The organism is Winogradskyella sp., from assembly GCF_965656915.1.
In the GTDB taxonomy this organism is placed as follows: domain Bacteria; phylum Bacteroidota; class Bacteroidia; order Flavobacteriales; family Flavobacteriaceae; genus Winogradskyella.
In genome coordinates this window covers 72,002-92,656 of record NZ_CBFHMI010000003.1, presented here as the reverse complement: position 1 = coordinate 92,656, position 20,655 = coordinate 72,002, and the positions used below count along the sequence as shown (strand labels likewise).

The 20,655-nt window shown below is 32.7% G+C and carries 26 protein-coding genes; 7 read left to right on the top strand and 19 right to left on the bottom strand.

Annotated elements, in window-relative coordinates; all coding sequences use genetic code 11:
* Nucleotides 1-14: 14 nt before the first annotated feature.
* Together ACTG3Y_RS02170 and ACTG3Y_RS02165 are read right to left on the bottom strand one after the other, a co-directional pair.
* A complete protein-coding gene (locus ACTG3Y_RS02170; protein ID WP_439151280.1) occupies nucleotides 15-917 on the bottom strand; it encodes a mechanosensitive ion channel family protein in 903 nt (300 codons plus the stop codon).
* Nucleotides 918-974: 57 nt separating this feature from the next.
* Complete coding sequence (locus tag ACTG3Y_RS02165) at nucleotides 975-1,472, bottom strand: Dps family protein (RefSeq protein WP_439151279.1); 498 nt, start codon at nucleotides 1,470-1,472, stop codon at nucleotides 975-977.
* 254 nt (nucleotides 1,473-1,726) lie between these two features.
* Between ACTG3Y_RS02165 and ACTG3Y_RS02160 the strand changes: the two genes are divergently transcribed.
* Together ACTG3Y_RS02160 and ACTG3Y_RS02155 are read left to right on the top strand one after the other, a co-directional pair.
* Nucleotides 1,727-1,948: a hypothetical protein gene (locus tag ACTG3Y_RS02160; protein ID WP_218544798.1), complete on the top strand. Its 222-nt coding sequence runs from the start codon at nucleotides 1,727-1,729 to the stop codon at nucleotides 1,946-1,948.
* Between the two features lie 163 nt (nucleotides 1,949-2,111).
* Nucleotides 2,112-2,546 carry a hypothetical protein gene (locus tag ACTG3Y_RS02155; RefSeq protein ID WP_439151278.1) on the top strand — a complete coding sequence of 145 codons (435 nt, stop codon included), beginning with the start codon at nucleotides 2,112-2,114 and terminating at the stop codon, nucleotides 2,544-2,546.
* Between the two features lie 53 nt (nucleotides 2,547-2,599).
* Here the strand turns inward: ACTG3Y_RS02155 and truA are convergent, their stop codons facing one another.
* Nucleotides 2,600-3,388, bottom strand: a complete 789-nt coding sequence (truA, locus tag ACTG3Y_RS02150) for a tRNA pseudouridine(38-40) synthase TruA (protein WP_439151277.1) — start codon at nucleotides 3,386-3,388, stop codon at nucleotides 2,600-2,602.
* Between the two features lie 71 nt (nucleotides 3,389-3,459).
* Between truA and ACTG3Y_RS02145 the strand changes: the two genes are divergently transcribed.
* From ACTG3Y_RS02145 to ACTG3Y_RS02125, 5 genes are all read left to right on the top strand, one after another.
* Nucleotides 3,460-4,257, top strand: coding sequence for a LytTR family DNA-binding domain-containing protein (locus ACTG3Y_RS02145; protein WP_439151276.1), 798 nt, complete (start codon nucleotides 3,460-3,462; stop codon nucleotides 4,255-4,257).
* Nucleotides 4,258-4,353: 96 nt separating this feature from the next.
* Nucleotides 4,354-4,956, top strand: coding sequence for a hypothetical protein (locus ACTG3Y_RS02140; protein ID WP_439151275.1), 603 nt, complete (start codon nucleotides 4,354-4,356; stop codon nucleotides 4,954-4,956).
* A gap of 30 nt (nucleotides 4,957-4,986) precedes the next feature.
* Nucleotides 4,987-5,163, top strand: a complete 177-nt coding sequence (locus tag ACTG3Y_RS02135; RefSeq protein ID WP_439151274.1) for a hypothetical protein — start codon at nucleotides 4,987-4,989, stop codon at nucleotides 5,161-5,163.
* A 29-nt stretch (nucleotides 5,164-5,192) separates the two neighbouring features.
* The gene (locus ACTG3Y_RS02130) at nucleotides 5,193-5,594 is read left to right on the top strand and encodes a S41 family peptidase (protein WP_439151304.1); all 402 of its coding nucleotides are present in this window, start codon (nucleotides 5,193-5,195) and stop codon (nucleotides 5,592-5,594) included.
* 126 nt (nucleotides 5,595-5,720) lie between these two features.
* Nucleotides 5,721-6,164, top strand: a complete 444-nt coding sequence (locus ACTG3Y_RS02125; RefSeq protein WP_439151273.1) for a toxin-antitoxin system YwqK family antitoxin — start codon at nucleotides 5,721-5,723, stop codon at nucleotides 6,162-6,164.
* Here ACTG3Y_RS02125 and hisIE read toward each other — a convergent pair whose 3' ends face one another.
* The 16 genes from hisIE to efp form a co-directional block, all read right to left on the bottom strand.
* A complete protein-coding gene (gene hisIE / locus ACTG3Y_RS02120) occupies nucleotides 6,165-6,764 on the bottom strand; it encodes a bifunctional phosphoribosyl-AMP cyclohydrolase/phosphoribosyl-ATP diphosphatase HisIE (RefSeq protein ID WP_439151272.1) in 600 nt (199 codons plus the stop codon). It lies immediately after the preceding gene.
* A gap of 43 nt (nucleotides 6,765-6,807) precedes the next feature.
* Nucleotides 6,808-7,563 carry an imidazole glycerol phosphate synthase subunit HisF gene (gene hisF, locus ACTG3Y_RS02115; protein ID WP_439151271.1) on the bottom strand — a complete coding sequence of 252 codons (756 nt, stop codon included), beginning with the start codon at nucleotides 7,561-7,563 and terminating at the stop codon, nucleotides 6,808-6,810.
* Nucleotide 7,564: 1 nt separating this feature from the next.
* Complete coding sequence (hisA, locus tag ACTG3Y_RS02110; RefSeq protein ID WP_439151270.1) at nucleotides 7,565-8,299, bottom strand: 1-(5-phosphoribosyl)-5-[(5-phosphoribosylamino)methylideneamino]imidazole-4-carboxamide isomerase; 735 nt, start codon at nucleotides 8,297-8,299, stop codon at nucleotides 7,565-7,567.
* A 2-nt stretch (nucleotides 8,300-8,301) separates the two neighbouring features.
* A complete protein-coding gene (hisH, locus tag ACTG3Y_RS02105) occupies nucleotides 8,302-8,883 on the bottom strand; it encodes an imidazole glycerol phosphate synthase subunit HisH (protein ID WP_439151269.1) in 582 nt (193 codons plus the stop codon).
* Nucleotides 8,883-10,016 (bottom strand): bifunctional histidinol-phosphatase/imidazoleglycerol-phosphate dehydratase HisB, encoded by a 1,134-nt coding sequence (hisB, locus tag ACTG3Y_RS02100; protein WP_439151268.1) that lies wholly within the window; start codon nucleotides 10,014-10,016, stop codon nucleotides 8,883-8,885. Before hisB ends, hisH begins: the two co-directional genes overlap by 1 nt.
* On the bottom strand, nucleotides 10,013-11,050 hold the full coding sequence (gene hisC / locus ACTG3Y_RS02095) for a histidinol-phosphate transaminase (RefSeq protein WP_439151267.1): 1,038 nt from the start codon (nucleotides 11,048-11,050) through the stop codon (nucleotides 10,013-10,015). The genes hisB and hisC overlap by 4 nt, the downstream gene beginning before the upstream one ends.
* Complete coding sequence (hisD, locus tag ACTG3Y_RS02090; RefSeq protein ID WP_439151266.1) at nucleotides 11,047-12,333, bottom strand: histidinol dehydrogenase; 1,287 nt, start codon at nucleotides 12,331-12,333, stop codon at nucleotides 11,047-11,049. Before hisD ends, hisC begins: the two co-directional genes overlap by 4 nt.
* Nucleotide 12,334: 1 nt before the next feature.
* A complete protein-coding gene (gene hisG, locus ACTG3Y_RS02085) occupies nucleotides 12,335-13,192 on the bottom strand; it encodes an ATP phosphoribosyltransferase (RefSeq protein WP_439151265.1) in 858 nt (285 codons plus the stop codon).
* A gap of 222 nt (nucleotides 13,193-13,414) precedes the next feature.
* The gene (locus ACTG3Y_RS02080; RefSeq protein ID WP_439151264.1) at nucleotides 13,415-14,230 is read right to left on the bottom strand and encodes a prohibitin family protein; all 816 of its coding nucleotides are present in this window, start codon (nucleotides 14,228-14,230) and stop codon (nucleotides 13,415-13,417) included.
* A gap of 12 nt (nucleotides 14,231-14,242) precedes the next feature.
* Nucleotides 14,243-16,276, bottom strand: a complete 2,034-nt coding sequence (locus ACTG3Y_RS02075; protein WP_439151263.1) for a VWA domain-containing protein — start codon at nucleotides 16,274-16,276, stop codon at nucleotides 14,243-14,245.
* Between the two features lie 22 nt (nucleotides 16,277-16,298).
* Nucleotides 16,299-17,045, bottom strand: coding sequence for a 3-oxoacyl-[acyl-carrier-protein] reductase (fabG, locus tag ACTG3Y_RS02070; RefSeq protein WP_439151262.1), 747 nt, complete (start codon nucleotides 17,043-17,045; stop codon nucleotides 16,299-16,301).
* 128 nt (nucleotides 17,046-17,173) lie between these two features.
* Nucleotides 17,174-18,046 carry a succinate--CoA ligase subunit alpha gene (gene sucD, locus ACTG3Y_RS02065; RefSeq protein WP_439151261.1) on the bottom strand — a complete coding sequence of 291 codons (873 nt, stop codon included), beginning with the start codon at nucleotides 18,044-18,046 and terminating at the stop codon, nucleotides 17,174-17,176.
* A gap of 86 nt (nucleotides 18,047-18,132) precedes the next feature.
* Nucleotides 18,133-18,531, bottom strand: a complete 399-nt coding sequence (locus tag ACTG3Y_RS02060; protein ID WP_439151260.1) for a nuclear transport factor 2 family protein — start codon at nucleotides 18,529-18,531, stop codon at nucleotides 18,133-18,135.
* Nucleotides 18,532-19,467 (bottom strand): UDP-3-O-(3-hydroxymyristoyl)glucosamine N-acyltransferase, encoded by a 936-nt coding sequence (locus ACTG3Y_RS02055; protein WP_439151259.1) that lies wholly within the window; start codon nucleotides 19,465-19,467, stop codon nucleotides 18,532-18,534.
* Nucleotides 19,468-19,470: 3 nt separating this feature from the next.
* Nucleotides 19,471-20,082 carry a hypothetical protein gene (locus ACTG3Y_RS02050; protein ID WP_439151258.1) on the bottom strand — a complete coding sequence of 204 codons (612 nt, stop codon included), beginning with the start codon at nucleotides 20,080-20,082 and terminating at the stop codon, nucleotides 19,471-19,473.
* A 4-nt stretch (nucleotides 20,083-20,086) separates the two neighbouring features.
* Nucleotides 20,087-20,653 (bottom strand): elongation factor P, encoded by a 567-nt coding sequence (gene efp, locus ACTG3Y_RS02045; RefSeq protein WP_439151257.1) that lies wholly within the window; start codon nucleotides 20,651-20,653, stop codon nucleotides 20,087-20,089.
* Nucleotides 20,654-20,655: the final 2 nt, after the last annotated feature.

Below are 20,655 nucleotides of genomic sequence, written 5' to 3'. Positions count from 1 at the left end.
TTATTAACACATTTTTAATTATTTGAAAACGCTTCTTGTAAATCTGGAGACTTTACATTAAGCTTGTTATTAAACTGGAGTGTTCTAATTGGAAAAGGAATATTAATACCTTCTTTATCGTATGCTTTTTTAATCTCAATAATTGCTTTTGTTTTTGCTCTTAATTTTTCGAGCATACTTTCTGCATCTATCCAGAAACGGCAGAGGTAATTTATAGAACTATCACCAAATTCGGTATAATAAAACTCTACCTCTTCAGCGTTTTCTACTTGATCAAAAGTTTTTGCAATAACATCTTTTGTTAGTTGTTCTACTTTTTCTAAGTCTGATTCATAACCTACACCACACTCTAAAAAGACTCGCATTCTTGTGGTTAAGGAATAATTTTTTAGAGGATTATCTAAAATTGTTTTGTTAGGAATAACAACAATATTATTATCAGCTTCTTTTAGGGTAAAATCTTTAAGGTTAATATCTATAACTTCACCCGAAAACCCTGTCGTTTCTACCCAATTACCTATTTGAATTTTTTTTCTGAATGATAATATGAGCCCTGCAAAAGTGTTAGCTAAAGTGCCTTGTAAGGCTAATCCAATTGCTAAACCTACCACACCTGCACCTGCTAATAAGGAGGTTAGTGCTTTTCCTAAATTCATTACTCCCAAAGCCATAAATAAGCCTAATACAACAACAACTACTGCTGAAACTCTAGATATTGCATTTTTTATAGACTCTTGCTCTACTCGTTTTGACACTAATCTACCAACTATTTTACTTACATATTTGGCCGTAAAATATGAAGCTGCCATTACTATGATAGCCAGAATAAAATTAGGTATATATTCAATGGTAGTATTAAACCAACCTTCGAGTTTGTCCACTAAATTGCTAAAGGCCGTATTAAATTGCTCTTTCATTATTGAATGCTTTTATGATTATTAAATCTCTTTGTGTCTTTGTTTATTTGACCGAAATTATACGACACTTTCATTCAATTGCGATGCTGTTTCTTTTATAAATGCATCTAGCATCCAACTGCTTTTTTCTAGTTCTCTTATATAAGCATCAATAAGATCTATAGTACCTTCGTCATTTCCTTTCTCAGCTTTTTCAACAACTTTAGACATTTGCTTTAATAATATGGAATGATTGTCTAAAACGGCTGTTACCATTTCTTTATCTGTCTTCTTTGAAGACACTTCTTTTATTGATGCTGCTTCTAAGTAATCTTTCAGATTGCTCATTGGGTGGTATCTTAAGGTAAGAATACGTTCTGCAATTTCATCAATTTTTACTCTTGCATCTGTATATAGTTCTTCAAATTTTTCATGTAATTCAAAAAAGTTTTCTCCCAAAATATTCCAATGAAAATTTCTTAGATTTTGATAATATATATGATAGTCTGCTAATAGATTATTCAACTCTACAACAGTTGGTAATAAATTTTCGTCTTTCATGTTTAAGTAACTCATAGTTATTTTTCTAATTTTTTTTGATTATTAATTTCGTTTACACTTAATATAAAGGCATAAGAGGCTATATCAAGCAACTTAACAGGGTTTAACGGCTGGGTCAGGGTATTAACAAAATATTTTGTTAATGAATTCGAGTTATGTTAATGAAAATTAACGTTGTTAAAATCTTTGTTTAGATTAGTTAAAAATAAACTTGTGAGTTGAAAGAATTTTCATTATAATGCAGAACTTTTAAAACACACATTTATTTTATGGGTAGACCAGCAACAAGACCAACAAAATTAAAAGATGGTTTTTACATCGAAATTAGAAACAAAGGTTCAAAATCAGGAGTAAAGCTATACAGCGGTACTAAATTACAAATGCATCGTGCTATTAAAATGTACGAACGTTCTAAAGAAGTCATCATATTAGGTGAATCTATTAACGGAAAATTTGTTGATAAAGAGCCAAAATTACATGTAGTAGATTAACTATATTATAATAGAATTTAAAAGGGTGAAAACTAAATTTCACCCTTTTTTTATTACCCATAATTAAAAGCCTTTTATATCAGTCTATTTTATTTTTTATAAATTGTTGATTGAATTCGCAGATTTATCTGCTATTTACTAACTAAATTAAATCAACTTAATTATGACTAATTCAATGAACAAACCACCGATTTGGTTCTGGATTGTAAGTGTAATAGCGCTTGTTTGGAATGGACTCGGCGTACATGGATACTTAAGTCAAGCTTACGAAACGGCAGCGTATACAGACGCTTATACCGCTGACCAACTTGAAGTTATGAATGATCTACCTGCTTGGTACACTGCTCTGTTTGCAATTGCTGTTTTCTCAGGTGCAATTGGATGTATATTATTATTAATGAGAAAGAAATTTGCAAAATCACTATTAATCTTATCTTTCATTGCTGCTACAATTCAAATGGTTTATTTCTTATTTATAGCCGATTTGAATGGAGTAGACTTTAGTGCCAACACTATAATGGCATATATTATAATTGTATTCGCTGCCTTTTTAGCTTGGTTTGCAAGCAAGTCAAATTCCAAAGGCTGGATTCATTAAAATTTAACCAACCAATTTTTAAAAAGGTTTTAGCTATATGCTAAAGCCTTTTTTTATTCTTCAAAACTAAGTTTATGTAATATCAATCCTGAAGCTGGCGCGATATAGTCCATAACTTCTGTGGAATCCTTTTTTAAGGTATTTTTAATATACTCTAACGTCACTTCTCCTCTACCCAATTTTATTAAACAACCAAACATTAATCGTATTTGATTACGCATAAAACCTTTACCAACCACCTTAAATACATAAGACCGCTCAGGAAAGAAACTAGCAGTATATAAATCATTATCTAGAATTTCACATTGCTCAATTGTTCTGATATATTCACCTTTATCAGTAGCTCTATAACAATAGGTCTTAAAGTTATGTGTGCCTTCAAACAATTTAGCTCCTTGCTTCATTAGGTTAACATTTAAAGGCTCTAAAATAGTGGTCATTATAGGAGCACAAAAAGGATGATTCTTTTGGCCTTCACTAAATACATAGTGATATTCCTTTAGTTTTGAATCCTGAATAACATTAAACGATTTATCTACAGACTGAATAGACAATGCTCTTATGTCTTGCGGAAGGTTGTGATTAAATAATTCAAGAAATTCTTCAAAATCTTTAATTGGTGCATTATAAATAAACAGTTCTAAGGCTGCTTCATTCGCAGAAACCATAGCGTCAGTTCTGCCAGCACCTAAAGTTTTAAAGCGCACATCTTTTAGTATATATTTTAAAGTACGATCAATCATCAAATGAATCGTTTTTACATCTGGTTGCTTTTGCCAACCATGAAAACGATAACCGAGATATTGTATTTTAATGAGGTAATAATAACGTTTATCAAACATAGTAGCAAGAACGCTATTTTATTGAAGATTCCAAAAGCAATGCTTATTTTTATAGCTGAAAACCGTGGAATTTGAAACGCAACTATCCTTTTGACCCTTTATTAAAACATCATATTATAACTGCATTGGTATTGGCTGTCTGGATATTTATATTTCTTTACTTTACAGAGCCTTTAGATGTTAATGAATTGAATGATACGGACAAGCTCATCTATCTTCCTGGATATGGTATAATCGGTGGAATCTGCTACATCGTATTTCTATCATTTCAACATGTTTTGTATAAGAAAAAAGATAAACGTTGGACCATTTTAAACGAAATTATTTTTTTATTGACGTTCACTTTAATATCTATTTCTATTGCAAGGTTTTATTACCTCTATGTCATAGTCCCTAATGAGCCTAACCCTTACCAACTGGGTTTTATGCTCAAATCTATTTTTTTACCTGCAGTAGCTACTATTTTACCAATAATTATTATAGCGCGATTTGCTTTTGGAAAGTATCTTGAAAAGCGCCTCGATGATCAAAAAGTTGAAATTAAAGGTGAAGGCAATTATGAAGGTCTTCGATTACAACTCAATGAAATAACAAGCATACAATCGTCAGACAATTATGTCGAAGTCAACTATCTCACTGGAAATGATTTAAAGAAAACACTCATTAGAAATAAGTTATCTGTGATTGATGATGAATTTCCAGAGTTACTTCGAACACACCGCTCCTTCTTAATCAATCCTTTTCATTTTCATCAATGGAAAACATCAAATGGTAAGCATGCGTTAATTTTAAATCATGATATCGAAGTACCTATTTCAAAAACTTACCTTAAGACTATAAAAGCATCGATTAATTCCACCACAAACTAGAGCTATTTCGCCCCAAACACCTGTTATTATTGAATAATAGAGTTCTTTATGAAATATATTTGCTTCAGAAAGTTTAATCAATAATGTTATTTAATCATGAAAAAAATAGTAGTATTAATCATCATTTTTCTAGTAGGTATAAGTTCAGTCAATGCACAATTACCTACTTGTGACTGCAAAGTGGACCTAGAATTTATTGTTGAAAAAATTAGAAAGATGCCTTCCTATAAAAAACAAATGAAAGGTAAAAAAGCAGATGAATTTAATAAAACCTATAAAGAATTATCTGCGCAAATGGGCGAGCCAATATCAATAGAAGCTTGCTATAAACTATTATTAAAACAGATGTTATTGGTGAATGATGTGCATGCAGGGATAAGCGTAACTACAGAATTTTTATCAAAATCAGTTTTAAAAGATGCTGAAAAGCTGAAATCTTTCAAAAATTCAGATATCTATAAATACCATCCTAAAACCGAAAAAGATATAACCAACTTAACCGCTGAATTAGAACAAAAATCATCTGAAGACTTAGAAGGTATATACAATTATGCTGGCAAAGAACGTATTGGCATCTACTATACTGATAATAAAAAAGACTTGGTTGGTGTGGTCTTAAGGTCTGAACTTCCGCAATGGGAAACTGGTGAAATTCGTTTTTATGCCACGCATACTAGCGGTAATAAATATAATTTCTAATACTATAATGTAAAAACAAGACAGCCTGGATTGGTTAAAAGTTTATCCTTTGACAATGGCAGAATTTGGTCATATAAAAAAGAAGGTAATACCAGCAATTTTGAATTCGCCGATTATGAGGATAAGATTGTGGATTTTAAACAACTCAATGACGACACACAATATCTCTATTTTAAAACTTTTGGAAATAATCATAAAAAGAATTAGTCAAATTTTTTAAAGACACTAAGGATAAAATCACAGCCAAAAACATTATCGTTGATTTAAGAAGCAATAGTGGAGGAAATAGCAAATATTCAGACCCTTTCCTTAAGGTTCTAAAGAATAAGAACGTCTATGTTATCACCAATTGTTTTGCTGGTAGTAATGGTGAACAATTCACTTTAAAACTTCTAAAGAATAAAAAAGCTACACATTTAGGTCAAAAGACAAGAGGTATTATCGCTTATGGAAAGAACTATGGTTACAACTTCAACACACCTTCAGGTCACTTTTCCATTACTCCGACGGATATGAATTTCCACGAGTATATAGAATATGAAGGTAAAGGTATTACCCCAGATATTACTCTGAATTTTGATAGCGATTGGATAGAGCAAACTATCGAAATCATTATAGCCAAACAAAAAAAGTCTTAACATAGTTCCAATGCATAATTAAATTTTCTAAACTACATTAGAGAAATTGCCACTAAATTTTAGTGGCAATTTTAATTCTACTCATCCAAAATAAATAATTTGGTGTATATAATAAAAAACAATCTTATGAAAACACTTATCTCATTTGCAGCAATACTATTAGTTTTTAATATTGGATGTTCTCAAGACATAGAGAAAAAAAACTTAGTCGCGATGACTGACACCTATCAGAAGGCTTATAAATACGGCTCTAAATATTATGAGGTTGGTTCAGACAAACCATATACGGGTGTTTTATATGGAAAATATGATAATGGCAACTATATGACCATGCAAGAATATGTGGATGGTGTAGGAAATGGTAAATGGATTGACTTTGATCCGTACGGAAGAAAAGTTTGTGAAGGTACTTATAAGGATAATCGTATTGAAGGCCCTGTGACTTTTTACTATGAAGATGGCAGCGTGAAATCAAAAGGTCAATACGCACATTGGAAACGACCGATTGGCGAATGGATTTATTACGATAAAGAAGGCAATGTGGTTTCTAAAATGACCTTTACACGCTAATTACTTTTCGCGTCGCTTTAAAACATTTACAACATCGTTCAATTTAAAACCTTTCGCTTGTAAAAGCATTAAGTAGTGAAACAGTAAGTCGGCACTTTCTTCTAGAAATAAGTCGTCATTATTGTCTTTAGCTTCTATGACTACTTCTACGGCCTCCTCGCCTACTTTTTGTGATACTTTATTAATTCCTTTGGCAAATAAAGATGCCACATAAGATTTATTTGAATCCGCATTTTCAATTCTTGAGGTAATCGTTTCTTCAAGTTTAGTAATAAATCCAAAGGTTTGGACATTAGTTTCATTCCAACAAGTGTCAGTACCCTTATGGCAAGTTGGTCCTTCTGGATTTACTTTAATTAATAAAGAATCACTATCACAATCTAATTTAATATCTACAAGATTTAATACATTTCCACTTTCCTCACCTTTAGTCCAAAGACGTTGCTTTGTACGACTAAAAAATGTTACTAATTTAGATTCTATAGTTTTTTTCAAAGCTTCAGTATTCATATAACCCAGCATTAAGACTTTATTAGTCGATGCATCTTGAATAATTGCCGGAACTAACCCATCTGCGTTTTTATTAAAATCTACATTCATATTGTACTTATTATGAGATGCTGAAACGAGTTCAGCATGACGACTAAAGTCGTACTTCTATATTCTGTTTTCTCAATTCTTTTTTTAATTCTATAATCGGTATTTCACCAAAATGAAAAACGCTAGCAGCCAGAGCCGCATCGGCCTTTCCAATCTTAAAGGTATCTGCAAAGTGTTGTATCGAACCTGCGCCACCAGAGGCAATAATTGGAATATTCACTAATTCTGAAAGGTGAGCTAAAGCCTCATTCGCAAATCCTGCTTTTGTACCATCATGATTCATAGAAGTAAATAAGATTTCACCAGCACCACGTTTTTCTACTTCTTTTGCCCATTCAAATAACTTTATGTCTGTCGGAATGGAACCGCCAGCTAGATGAACGAACCACTCCTCTCCTATTTTTTTTGCATCAATAGCCACCACAATACATTGACTACCAAATTTTTGAGATAATTCATTAATAAGATCTGGACGTTTCACAGCTGATGAATTTATCGAAACCTTATCTGCTCCACAATGTAATAGATCATCCACATCTCCGATAGAGGAAATTCCGCCACCAACTGTAAAAGGAATATTGACGTGCTCTGCCACTTTCAAAACCATGTCGTGCATTGTTCTGCGTTTCTCTTGAGTTGCAGATATATCCAGAAATACCAATTCATCGGCACCTAATTCTGCATATTGTTTAGCTAACTCAACTGGATCACCAGCATCTCGTAAATCTACAAAATTGACGCCTTTTACAGTACGACCATCTTTGATATCTAAGCAGGGAACAATTCGTTTTGTAAGCATATTAAATAAATTGTTCTAATTCTTTTAAACTAATTCTATTCTCGTAAATGGCTTTTCCTATAATCACGCCCTCACAGCCAATCTCTTTTAAAACTTCTAAATCTTTCATTTGAGAAACTCCACCAGATGCTATTAGCTTAATAGACTGCACTCCACTATTGTTGCTACATTCTTTAATTATGGTTTTATACAATTCAATTGAAGGTCCTTCTAACATTCCATCTTTTGAAATATCTGTACATATTACGTACTTAATACGTTTTCTCTGATAACCTTTTATAAAAGAAACAACTTCCTCTTGGCTGTTATCCTGCCAGCCATTAATGGCAATTTTACCTTTATTACTATCTGCTCCTAAAATAATTTTTTGCGGTCCATACTTAGACAACCAACCTTCAAAGGTTTTTCTATCACTCACAGCGATACTTCCTCCTGTAATCTGTTTTGCACCACAATTGAAAGCAATGTTTAAATCTTCATTAGATTTTAAACCACCACCAAAATCAATCTTTAATGTTGTTTTAGAAGCAATCTGTTCTAATACCTTGTAGTTTACTATATGTTTTGCTTTGGCACCATCTAAATCCACTAAATGTAAATACTTAATACCTGAGCCCTCGAAGGCCTTAGCAACTTCTAAGGGGTTTTCATTATAGATTTTCTTAGTGTCGTAATCACCCTTTGTTAGTCTAACACACTTTCCTTCTATGATATCAATGGCAGGTATAATTCTCATCTTTACAAGTCTAAAAAGTTTTTTAATAATCGTTCTCCAACCATTCCACTTTTTTCAGGGTGAAACTGAACTCCAAAAAAGTTATCGTTTTCTAATGCTGAAGCATATTCTATATCGTAATCGGAAGTCGCAATAGATTCATTGCACGCCTTGGCATAATAACTATGTACAAGATACATGTATTCTTTTTCCTTTATACCTTTAAATAAATCTGATTTAAGATTCTTGATGGTATTCCAACCCATTTGAGGCACTTTTACATTATTAGAAAAGCGTTTTACATTGGTATGAAAAATACCAAGTCCCTTGGTATCGCCTTCTTCTGTATAATTACACATGAGTTGCATACCCAAACAAATCCCTAAAACTGGTTGATTCAATTGTGGAATAAGTTTATCTAAACCACTTTCTTTAAGCATTTTCATCGCCGAACGTGCTTCGCCTACACCAGGAAAAATTACTTTGTCTGCCTTAATTAATTCTTCTGGTTTATTAGATAATATGGCATCGTATCCCAAACGTTGAAAAGCAAACTGAATGCTTTTAATATTACCTGCTCCGTAATTAACTATTCTCAGATCCATTACAGCATTCCTTTTGTTGATGGTAAAATCATTTTATCTACATCTTGCTTTATAGCCATTTTGATTGCCTTTGCAAAGGCTTTGAAAATTGCTTCAATTTTGTGATGCTCATTTGTACCTTCAACTTTAATATTTAAATTACATTTAGCGCCATCCGTAAATGATTTAAAAAAATGATAGAACATCTCCGTTGGCATTTTACCAATCATTTCTCGTTTAAAATCTGCATCCCAAACCAACCAGTTTCGTCCTCCAAAATCAATTGCCACTCGTGCTAAACAATCATCCATTGGCAAACAAAATCCATAGCGTTCTATGCCTAACTTACTGCCTAAAGTCTTTGAAAATACTTCTCCTAAAGCAATAGCTGTATCTTCAATAGTGTGATGTTCGTCCACTTCTAAATCACCATCAACCTTAATGTTTAAATCTATTTGCCCATGGCGCGCAATCTGGTCTAGCATATGGTCAAAGAAAGCTATTCCTGTATCTATGTTGCTTTTACCTGTTCCATCTAAATTAAGATCAATCTTAATCTTGGTTTCATTAGTGTTACGCTCTATTGTGCCAATACGTTCAGTAGTTTTTAAAAACCTATAAATTTCTTCCCAGTCATTAGTTTCTAAAGCAATATAAGCTTCTAATTCGTTATTACTTAGAGTTACTTCATCTGCACCAAGATTGGTGTTGTCATTAATAAAAATTCCTTTTGACCCTAAATTTTTAGCTAATTCTATATCTGTAAGTCGATCACCAATAACAAATGAATTTGCTAAATCGTAGTCGTCAGTAAAGTACTTCTTTAATAGCCCTGTATTAGGTTTACGCGTTGGTGCATTATCTTTGGCAAATGTTCTGTCAATAAATTGTTCTTCAAACACAACATCTTCTGCTTCAAATGTGTTGATTACGAAATTATGAACTGGCCAAAAGGTATCTTCAGGGTAAACTTCTGTACCTAAACCGTCCTGATTGGTAATCATGACGATTTCAAAATTCAATTCCTTTGCAATTTTGCTTAAGTATTGAAATACCTTTGGATAAAACTCCAGTTTTTCAAACGCATCTATTTGTTCGTCAGCTGGTTCTTTAATTAGTGTTCCGTCTCTATCTATAAATAATACAGGCTTCATGATAGTTGGTTTAATGTCTTAATTAATATTTTATTCTCTTCTTCAGTACCAACAGTAAATCTTAAGCAATTTTCACATAATGGTTGTGTCGTTCTTTTTCTAACTACAATGCCTTTTTCAACCAATTGGCTATAACGCAGGTTAGCATTATCTACTTTGACTAAAATGAAATTTGCATCTGAAGGATATATAGTCTTAATAAATGCTATCTCTGACAATTGTTCTCTAAGTAATTCGCGTTGGTACAATATTAAATCAACTTCTTTATTTACTTCATCTAAACGTGTCAATCGTTCTATAGCTTTATTCTGAGTTAATTGATTAACATTATAAGGTGGTTTGATTTTATTTAAAATTGAAATAATAAATTCTGAAGCATAACATATGCCTAACCTTATTCCTGCTAAACCGTAGGCTTTAGATAAGGTTTGCGTAACGATTAAATTTGGAAAATCATTCAATCTACTTATCCAACTCTCTTGAGATGAAAAATCAATATAAGCTTCGTCTATAACTACAATACCCTTAAAGCTTTTAATCAGCTCTTCTACTTTACTCGTGTTAAAGCTATTAGCCGTCGGGTTGTTTGGTGAACATAAAAATAAAATTTTTGAATTCTCGTTTTGAGCTTCAAGGATTTCTGATACCTTAGGCTCAAAATTGATATCTAATTCAACAGAAATGATGTTAATCGCGTTTAAATCGGCTAGTACCTTATACATACCATATGTTGGTGGCAAGGTTATGACATTATCTTGTTTAGGTTCACAAAAAGCTCTAAACAACAAATCCAGAACTTCATCGCTACCATTACCTAAAAGAATTTGTGATGCTGAAATTCCCTTAATATCTGACAAATGTTCCTTAACCTTAGTCTGCTGAGGATCTGGATAACGGTTGACATTAGTTTGAAAAGGATTCTCATTTGCATCAATAAACACCATATCTGCTGAGGCGTCTTGGTACTCATCTCTTGCTGACGAATATGCTTTTATAGTTTTAATATTATCACGTAAAAGGCTTTCTATATTCATGATTCTAAATCTTTTAGTCTCAATGTAACTGCATTTTTGTGTGCTTGTAGACCTTCGGCTTCTGCCATTAACTCTATGGCTGGTCCAATATTTTTAATGCCTTTCTGAGATATTTTCTGAAAGGTCATACTCTTCTGAAAACTATCTAAATTAACACCAGAATAGGCTTTAGAAAAACCGTTTGTTGGTAAGGTATGATTAGTGCCAGACGCATAGTCTCCAGCACTCTCCGGTGTGTAGTCACCAATAAATACAGATCCTGCATTACCTATATTTTTTACAAAATAGTCATTATCATCAGTGCTCACTATAAAGTGCTCAGGTCCATACTCGTCTATTAATTCTAATGCAGTTTTATAACCTTCAACAATTATGGATTTTGAATTATTAATCGCAGCTGTAGCCATTTCTTTTCTTGGTAATGCTTCCAATTGCGTTTTAACTTCTTCATCGACTTGTTCTGCAAATTTCTTTGAAGTCGTTACTAAAATGACTTGACTATCAGAACCATGTTCCGCCTGGCTCAACAAATCAGAAGCTACATATGCAGAATTAGCAGACTCATCTGCCATCACCAATAATTCACTTGGACCAGCTGGCATATCTATGGCCACACCATACTTTGTGGCTATTTGTTTTGCTACAGTTACAAATTGATTACCTGGACCAAATATTTTATAAACTTTTGGAATGCTCTCAGTTCCAAATGTTAGTCCAGCAATAGCTTGTATGCCTCCAACCTTAACTATTTTGGTTACACCACATAGTTTAGCTGTATATAATATTTCATTGGCTATTTTCCCTTCTTTGTTTGGTGGGGAACACAAAACAATTTCTTTACAACCTGCAATTTTAGCCGGAATGGCAAGCATCAATACTGTAGAAAATAATGGCGCTGTACCTCCGGGAATATATAATCCAACTTTTTGAATAGGTCGTTTTTCTTGCCAGCATTTGACGCCTCGCATTGTCTTTAATGACACTTTTTCTGTTTGCTGGGCTTCATGAAATTTTTCAATATTATTTCTTGCCAGTTTAATAGCGCTTTTTAAATCTTCAGATACTGCTTTTGTTGCTTCGTCAATTTCATCAGAACTTACAATACTACTGTCTAATTCTACTTTATCAAATTTTGTAGTGTATCTAGTTATTGCCTTATCACCATCTCTTTGTACGCTAGCAAATACATCATTTACTGTTGCCTCAATGTCATCAACGGTTTGAGTAGGACGTTTTAAAATCTCTACCCAATCTGCTTTCTTTGGATTTTCTATCAACCTCATATTACAATACCATATTTTCGATTGGACAAACAAGGATTCCTTCTGCTCCATTCGCTTTAAGTTCATCTATTACATCCCAGAAATCATTTTTATTTATCACAGAATGTAAAGAGCTCCACCCTTCTTTAGCCAAAGGTAAGATTGTCGGCGAATTCATTCCTGGAAGGATCTTAATTATAGCATCAAGTTTGTCATTAGGCGCATTTAAAAGCACATACTTATTCTGTCTACCTTTTAGAACGGATCTCAGTCTGAATTGTATCTTATCAATTATAGCTTGATTCTCCGCAGAAATTTTTGGTGATGTCGCTAATACGGCTTCTGACTTTAAAAGCACTTCAATTTCTTTTAAACCATTTTTAAACAATGTACTTCCACTTGAAACAATATCACAAATGCCATCTGCCAATCCTATATTAGGTGCTATTTCAACGGAACCATTAATGATGTGAAGGTTAGCATTAACATTTTCCTTAGCTAAAAATTGATTAACAGTATTTGGGTACGAAGTTGCAATACGCTTGCCTTCTAAATCTTTTAAAGTAGTTGCTTCTGAAGATTTTGGAACTGCTATTGATACTCTACATTTAGAAAATCCAAGCTTTTCAACAACAGATATATCGTTTCCCTTCTCGATTAATACATTTTCTCCAATTATAGCAGCGTCTACCACACCATCTTTAAGATATTGTGGGATGTCACCATTTCTAAGATAAAAGACTTCTAATGGGAAATTCTGTGCTGATGCCTTTAACTGATCTTTTCCATTATCAATTGAAATTCCTATTTGTTTTAAAATTTTTAAAGAATCCTCGTTAAGTCTTCCTGATTTCTGAACCGCAATTTTTAATTTATTCATTTTAAGTTTTGGTTAATTTGAAAACACCATATGCTTTAAATAAAAAACCCATTTGATATTCTCAAACGGGTTATTATATATGTTGAAATTAATCAATACATCCTCACCACGCCTGAGCGATTATATGAAAATGATGATGTAACTGATTGTTATTCATTTCTTTATTTATTAAAACAAAGTTTGTGAAATTTATTTTACAATTCCAAGTGTTTAACAAAAATTTTATTGGTTACCTAAAATAATCGGCATACCGCTATCTCCCGAACCGATGATAACGACTTTGCTATTAGGAGATTCTGCCAATCTATTAGTGGCATCAATTCCTTTATCTTGTAATATTTTATCTGTTAACGATGCACTCAAAATTCTATTGGCATCCGCTTTACCTTGTGCTTCAATTCTAACCTTTTGTGCTTCTTTTTCTGCTGTAACGAGTCTAAATTCATATTCTAAAGACTCTTGCTCCTGCTTCAATTTACGCTCGATAGCTTGCTTAATAGTAGGTGGTAAAGTAACATCTCTTACAAGAATTTCATCAATCATTATATATTGATCATCTACGATTTTCTTTGTTTCTACAAATATTTCTTGCTGAATTGCGTCACGTTTACTTGAATATAACTGCTCTGGCGTATACCTACCTACAACGCTTCTTGCTGCTGAACGCATGGTTGGTAATATGATACGATTTAGATAGTTTTCTCCAATTTCTTGATGAAGCCTACCCAAATTAGCTTGATCTGGTTGATACCAAATTGAGGCATCTAATTGAATATCCAATCCGTTAGATGACAGCACCTTCATTTTTTCAAAAATCTCTTGACGTCTTACTTCATAAATATATACTTTGTTCCACGGCGCTACAATATGAAAACCTTCTCCTAATGGTGGTTCATCAATAACAACGCCTTCTCCAAAGGTCTTAAATAATACCCCTGCTTCACCAGAATCAATTGTTACAGCTGATTTCGCTATAACTATAATAAGTAATATGATTCCTATTAAGATTGGTAATCCAATTTTTGGTAATCTTTCCATTTCAATATTTATTTAAATTAATCCATTATATTTTCTGATAAACCACTCTAAAAATAGACTCAGTGCTATTAATCCTAGTAGGTATTTCCAGTCTATCAAAGGTACGATATTTTTAGTGCTTTTCTGAATAGTTGCGAATCTATTATCTGATAATAAATCTGCAATTAGTTTATCGGATTCAGTACTGAAATAGGCTTTACCAGAACTATTACTAGCTAAAGCTACTAGCTTTTCTATATCTGCATTTAAGAATTGTTGCTCTACATTGTATTCCAATACCTTAAAACTACCACTAGAATAAACTGACTCAGTATTATGTTTAATCGTAAAATTATAAGTACCAGCCAGAATTCCGCTGAGATCTACAACATAATTTCCATTATCTAGCAAAAGAGGAACTTCTCTTATACTGCCAGACGCTTTATTTTTTAATATTATACTTAAAGCAGCTTCAGCATCAAATTCAAAATTCTTGTTAAAATATTGTGCAGAAATGATAACATCATCGTTTCCGTTATAAAAAGATTTGTAATCTACATTAATACGTCTACGCTTCTTATTTGTACTTAAATACTGTACTAGTTTATTAATGAAATTATCAAAGTCGTTAAAGCTTTCTGTATCTAAAAATGACTGTGCACGCCACCTCCAAATATCTTCACCATTAAGTATTGCATTCTTTGTTCCATCAACTTCAAAAGTAGCCAGCATTATCTGTTTGGTTAAAATACCATTTACTTTCTTATATAATAAAACATCATGTGGTACTATTATACCAAAATCACCAAATTCAGATTTAAGCGGTGGGAAATTATCAAAATCTAGATTATCTATAATAAATGTACTGTAATTACGATTGACATTTGGTTGGTAATCTTCTGTCTGATTTGTTATAGCATGCTTAAAATTATCTTGAGCATTATTTATTAAATTCCAACTTGTTGTTGACCCTGTAATTATGAATGCATTTAGTTTATCTTCTTTTAGCCTTTCTAAAACCGTAGTAAATTTATTATTTGGCTGATACAATATAACCAATTGAAAATCATTTACTTTATTTAAATACTCTTTAGGCTTTAGAATTTTTACACTACGTTGTTCATTGCTTTCAATTGACTTTTTTAAAGCACCTAAATCTGGATGTAATTGGTCTGAAACCAATGCTATATTTGTTTTTTGATCTATGACTTCTACACCAAAACTTTTAGAATTATTAGCGGTGTTTTTTTCATTTTGAAGTGGAACCACTTCTACGCGATACGTTTTAACACCAACACTATTTGCTAATAAGGCAGTTGAAATAATTCCGGAATTTTTAGATGCACTTAATGTCATAGTTTTTCTAAAAACAATAGAATTACCAGACCATATTCTTATTTCTGAGTTTACTTCTGTCTCTCCATTGTAGTTTACAATAATTTCAACCGGAAACTTATTCTTAAGAAACACGTAGCGATTAACATTTAATTGCCTGATACTTAAATCTGCATAAACAGTTGAATCACCTAATATAATTGGAAAAACTGGCTGTTTTATACTGTTTGAAAGAAAGCTATAATCAGTTCCATATGTTTGATTACCATCACCAATTATTACTACAGGTGCAGTTTGATCTGAAAAAGCTTCACCAATTTGTTTTAATGCTTGTGATATATGGGATTGTTTCTCATTAAAATTTAAACTATCGAATGAAGACACATCCTTTCCAAAAATAAAGGGTTCTATCTTGAAACGGTCATTTAGTTCAGAATTTTCTATGATTTCATTTACAGCCTGAATAGATTTTTCATCTTGCTTTAAATAACTTATAGACTCTGAGTTATCAACTGCAACTACCAGCGTAGGCTTTTGCTCATAAAACCTTAAAGATTCAAATTTTGGATTTATGAGAAGTATTAGAATACTTAAAATTGATATAAATCGTAAAGTAAATAGCACATACTTAAGTTTAGATGTTATTTTGGATTTATACATATACTGAAACAGCGCTAATAAAAGCGCTGCTATCCCAGCTATAATAATATATACTATTGTTTCTGTTTGCATTAATATTGTTAAGTCAACAAATTTATGTTAACATTCCACCATCAACATTTAACGTTTGACCGGTGACATAAGCACTTAAATCACTTGCTAAAAACACACAAGCATTGGCGATGTCCTCTGGTGTACCGCCTCTTTTTAAAGGAATTGCATTTCTCCAACCTTTTACAGTATCTTCATCTAACTTGGCAGTCATTTCCGTCTCTATAAACCCTGGAGCAATAACATTGCTTCTTATGTTACGAGACCCTAGTTCTAGAGCCACTGATTTAGAAAACCCTATGATTCCAGCTTTAGAAGCGGCGTAATTTGTCTGACCAGCATTTCCTTTAACACCAACCACCGAACTCATATTTATTATTGAACCCTTACGTTGTTTTAACATGGTACGTTGTACCGCTTTGGTCATGTTAAAAACAGATTTTAGATTAACCTCAATGACTTTATCAAAATCTTCTTCACCCATGCGCATTAAAAGATTATCCTTTGTAATTCCTGCATTATTTATAAGAATATCTATAGAACCAAAATCTGTCAAGACATCTTCTGCAAGTTGTTGAGCCTCATCAAAACTAGCTGCATTACTTTGATAGCCTTTGGCTTTTATTCCTTTAGAATTTAAATCTGCCTCCAATGCATTTGCAGCTTCTACAGAAGAGCTATATGTAAAAGCAACATTTGCTCCATGTTCTGCAAAGACTTCAGCTATACCTTTTCCAATCCCACGACTGGCTCCAGTTATAATTGCTGTTTTTCCTGCTAATAATTTCATAAGTTTATGTTTCGATTAGTTAGTTTATACCTGGTTTTAGACACTTTCAAATATAACAAATACAAATTGCAAGAAATAAAAAAACCTCACAAGATTTTGTAAGGTTTTTAACAGTTTATGGGTAACTACTAGCCTAATACTTCAGCTACTTTTTTACCTATTTCTGCAGGTGAATCCACAACGTGAATACCACATGCTCTCATTATTTTCTTTTTTGCTTGCGCAGTATCATCACTACCACCTACAATAGCACCTGCATGACCCATTGTACGACCAGCTGGTGCAGTTTCACCTGCAATAAAACCAACAACTGGTTTTTTACTACCACTAGCTTTGTACCATTCTGCAGCATCAGCTTCTAACTGACCGCCAATTTCACCAATCATAACCACAGCTTCAGTTTCTGGATCGTTGATTAATAATTCTACGGCTTCTTTTGTTGTTGTCCCTATAATTGGATCACCACCTATACCAATTGCAGTCGTAATACCCAAACCTTGTTTTACAACCTGGTCTGCAGCTTCATAAGTTAAAGTTCCTGATTTTGAAACAATCCCAACTTTTCCTTCTTTAAAAACGAAGCCTGGCATGATACCAACTTTTGCTTCGCCTGGTGTAATTACTCCTGGACAATTAGGACCTACTAGTCTACAATCTCTATCTTTAATATAGTCTGCTGCTTTAATCATATCTGCAACAGGAATACCTTCTGTAATCGTAATAATAACTTTAATTCCCGCATCTGCTGCTTCCATAATTGCATCTGCTGCGAATGCTGGTGGAACAAAAATTATTGTAGTATCAGCTCCTACCTTTTCAACAGCCTCTGAAACTGTATTAAAAACCGGCTTGTCTAAATGTGTTTGACCACCTTTACCAGGTGTTACACCTCCAACAACATTGGTACCATACTCAATCATTTGACCTGCATGAAAAGTACCTTCACTCCCTGTAAAACCTTGTACTATTATATTAGAATTTTTATTTACTAAAACGCTCATTTGATATTGTTGTTTAAGATTTTGAAATTTTGTTGTGCAAAAATAAGAGTTTTAACACGTAATTACGAGCTCTTTCTTTAATTTATTTATGAATATGATTTCATTTCTTGCTCGTCAGATTCGTCCGCAGGTTGGCTAATTTCATAACCTCTAAAAAGCTTATTGTCTCTTACTTCCCAGATAGTAGAAAAATGTCCTAGAACTATTTCTGTGTCTGATAATTCAATAGTATTTCCAAATAAAGTATGCCGTGTAACTACTGTAGAATTAGATTCAATTAAATGTGTGAATTCAAATCTAAGATTATCATATGAGTTTCTAGTTCCCTCAAAAAACTCCAGAAAGTCGTTATACTTTAATAGTCTAAATCCCTGACTACTTGTCCAATGTAATTCAGCATCTTTATGGAAATAATCAGCTACTACATTTGGGTTATTTGCAATATCGCTTTCATAGAAGCTTTTAACAATTTTTATTGGTGACATCTACAATTTATTTATCTTTTTTATTATTTCAGGCAGTTTTTTGATATAAGCTCTTTCTTTAAAAAATGCTCTGGCTTCAATTGCAGGAGAGCCAAAATAAGTTTTATCCTCTTCGGTGGTGTGTCCTAGTCCTGATTGTGCAAAAAGCACAGTTCCTTTAGAGATAGTTATACCACTTTTTACACCAACCTGTCCCCAAAGTGTAACATTATCCTCTACAACAACACAACCAGCTACCGCAGTATGAGCAGCGATTAAACATTTTTTTCCAAGAACAGTATCATGTCCTATCTGAATGTGATTATCTAACTTACACCCTTCTCCAATGGTTGTATCACCAGTCACTCCTCTATCGATAGTGCACAAAGCACCAATATCTACGTTATTTTTTATAATGACTCTTCCACCTGACTTTAATTGATCATAGCCTTCTGGCCGATTCTTATAATAAAATGCATTTGCACCTAACACAGACCCTGCATGAATCGTAACATTGTCTCCAATTATGGTGTCATCATAGATGCTTACATTAGAATGAATGATACAGTTTTGACCAATTTTAACGTTATTCCCGATAAAACAATTGGGCTGAATTATTGTACCCTCTCCTACAACGGCACTATCTGAAATAGCTTTATTTGCCGAATTAAATGGCTTAAAATGTTGTGTAAGTTTATTAAAATCTCTAAAAGGATCATCTGAAATTAATAAAGCTTTTCCCTCAGGACATTCTACTTCTTTATTAATTAAGACTATTGTTGCAGCTGACTCTAAAGCTTTATCGTAGTATTTAGGATGATCTACAAAAACAATATCTCCAGGTTCTACAACATGAATTTCGTTCATACCGAGAATTTCAAAATCTTCAGGGCCAACAAATTTACAATCGATAAGATTGGCTATTTCTTTTAATTTATGTGGCTTAGGAAATTTCAATGTCTATAGAATTTTAAATGTACCGTTAATATACTCAAAAGTAGTTTCTAATTTTTCAAATCTATCGCCTATTGTCCAGCTCATTATCATGTATAAGTTTTCTTCTCCTTCTACACAGGTTATCATGTAATAGGCTTTAATGCCATCAACAATACCAGATAATTTTACTTGTCTTGCGGGATTTCCGTTTAATTTAACTAGCCCATAATCCTGAAACTTTAGATTGTCTACAGTTTCGTTAAGCATACTTTTATAAGCATTTGTGTAATTCTCTACAGGAGAAAGTTCCTGATCATATTCATTAAATTCAACAAATGAATCAATAAAATCTTGCTTATTCTCATCTATAACTATAGTATAGGCTTCCTTATATATATTGGCATACTTCAGAGATGCATCTGGATGAAGATTCTCCATCTCTTTCATATATCTTGGCACATCTAACTGATATAATTCATTTACTGAAACAGTTTGATAGTTACGTTCTGAAAGTGATTCTGGTGTGTTATCAGCGGCTGCATTCTTTACAGCATCTGCGGCACCATCAATTAATTGAACACAAGACGTTATGGAACAAACAAAAAATATGAATAAAAAAAATCTACTTTTATTCATTTAACTATTCTTTGATACGCTCTTTATATGTTCCTTTTTCAGTTTCTATTTTAATCTTATCTCCTTCATTTATAAAAAGAGGAACATTTACAATTGCACCCGTTTCAACTGTTGCAGGTTTTGTAGCATTAGTTGCTGTATTTCCTTTTACTCCAGGTTCGGTATGTGTAACTTCAAGTATGACAGTAGCTGGCATATCTACAGATAACGGCATGTTATCTTCAGTATTAATTTGAATAGTTACTATTTCGCCTTCTTTCATTAGGTCTGGTCTATCTAAAGATGACTCTAATAATCTAATTTGCGTATAGTCAGCTTCATTCATAAAATGATAGAATTCACCATCCGTATATAAATACTGAAACTTATGTGTTTCAACTCTAATATCTTCGATTTTGTGACCTGCAGAAAATGTATTATCTAAAACTTTTCCGGTAGTAACACTTTTTAGTTTCGTTCTTACAAAAGCTGGGCCTTTACCAGGTTTTACATGTAAAAATTCTATTATTTTATAAATGTCATTATTATACTTTATGCATAATCCATTTCTAATATCTGATGTACTTGCCATTT

Coding starts and splice junctions, on each gene's coding strand:
- sucD (WP_439151261.1), bottom strand. CDS start 18,046: ATGAGCGTTTTAGTAAATAAAAATTCTAATATAATAGTACAAGGTTTT.
- ACTG3Y_RS02160 (WP_218544798.1), top strand. CDS start 1,727: ATGGGTAGACCAGCAACAAGACCAACAAAATTAAAAGATGGTTTTTAC.
- hisIE (WP_439151272.1), bottom strand. CDS start 6,764: ATGAATGTAGATTTTAATAAAAACGCAGATGGGTTAGTTCCGGCAATT.
- ACTG3Y_RS02140 (WP_439151275.1), top strand. CDS start 4,354: ATGAAAAAAATAGTAGTATTAATCATCATTTTTCTAGTAGGTATAAGT.
- ACTG3Y_RS02165 (WP_439151279.1), bottom strand. CDS start 1,472: ATGAGTTACTTAAACATGAAAGACGAAAATTTATTACCAACTGTTGTA.
- efp (WP_439151257.1), bottom strand. CDS start 20,653: ATGGCAAGTACATCAGATATTAGAAATGGATTATGCATAAAGTATAAT.
- ACTG3Y_RS02080 (WP_439151264.1), bottom strand. CDS start 14,230: ATGGAAAGATTACCAAAAATTGGATTACCAATCTTAATAGGAATCATA.
- hisC (WP_439151267.1), bottom strand. CDS start 11,050: ATGAATATAGAAAGCCTTTTACGTGATAATATTAAAACTATAAAAGCA.
- ACTG3Y_RS02075 (WP_439151263.1), bottom strand. CDS start 16,276: ATGCAAACAGAAACAATAGTATATATTATTATAGCTGGGATAGCAGCG.
- fabG (WP_439151262.1), bottom strand. CDS start 17,045: ATGAAATTATTAGCAGGAAAAACAGCAATTATAACTGGAGCCAGTCGT.
- hisD (WP_439151266.1), bottom strand. CDS start 12,333: ATGAGGTTGATAGAAAATCCAAAGAAAGCAGATTGGGTAGAGATTTTA.
- ACTG3Y_RS02050 (WP_439151258.1), bottom strand. CDS start 20,082: ATGAATAAAAGTAGATTTTTTTTATTCATATTTTTTGTTTGTTCCATA.
- truA (WP_439151277.1), bottom strand. CDS start 3,388: ATGTTTGATAAACGTTATTATTACCTCATTAAAATACAATATCTCGGT.
- hisB (WP_439151268.1), bottom strand. CDS start 10,016: ATGAAGCCTGTATTATTTATAGATAGAGACGGAACACTAATTAAAGAA.
- ACTG3Y_RS02170 (WP_439151280.1), bottom strand. CDS start 917: ATGAAAGAGCAATTTAATACGGCCTTTAGCAATTTAGTGGACAAACTC.
- ACTG3Y_RS02060 (WP_439151260.1), bottom strand. CDS start 18,531: ATGTCACCAATAAAAATTGTTAAAAGCTTCTATGAAAGCGATATTGCA.
- ACTG3Y_RS02125 (WP_439151273.1), top strand. CDS start 5,721: ATGAAAACACTTATCTCATTTGCAGCAATACTATTAGTTTTTAATATT.
- hisF (WP_439151271.1), bottom strand. CDS start 7,563: ATGCTTACAAAACGAATTGTTCCCTGCTTAGATATCAAAGATGGTCGT.
- hisH (WP_439151269.1), bottom strand. CDS start 8,883: ATGGATCTGAGAATAGTTAATTACGGAGCAGGTAATATTAAAAGCATT.
- ACTG3Y_RS02155 (WP_439151278.1), top strand. CDS start 2,112: ATGACTAATTCAATGAACAAACCACCGATTTGGTTCTGGATTGTAAGT.
- hisG (WP_439151265.1), bottom strand. CDS start 13,192: ATGAATAAATTAAAAATTGCGGTTCAGAAATCAGGAAGACTTAACGAG.
- hisA (WP_439151270.1), bottom strand. CDS start 8,299: ATGAGAATTATACCTGCCATTGATATCATAGAAGGAAAGTGTGTTAGA.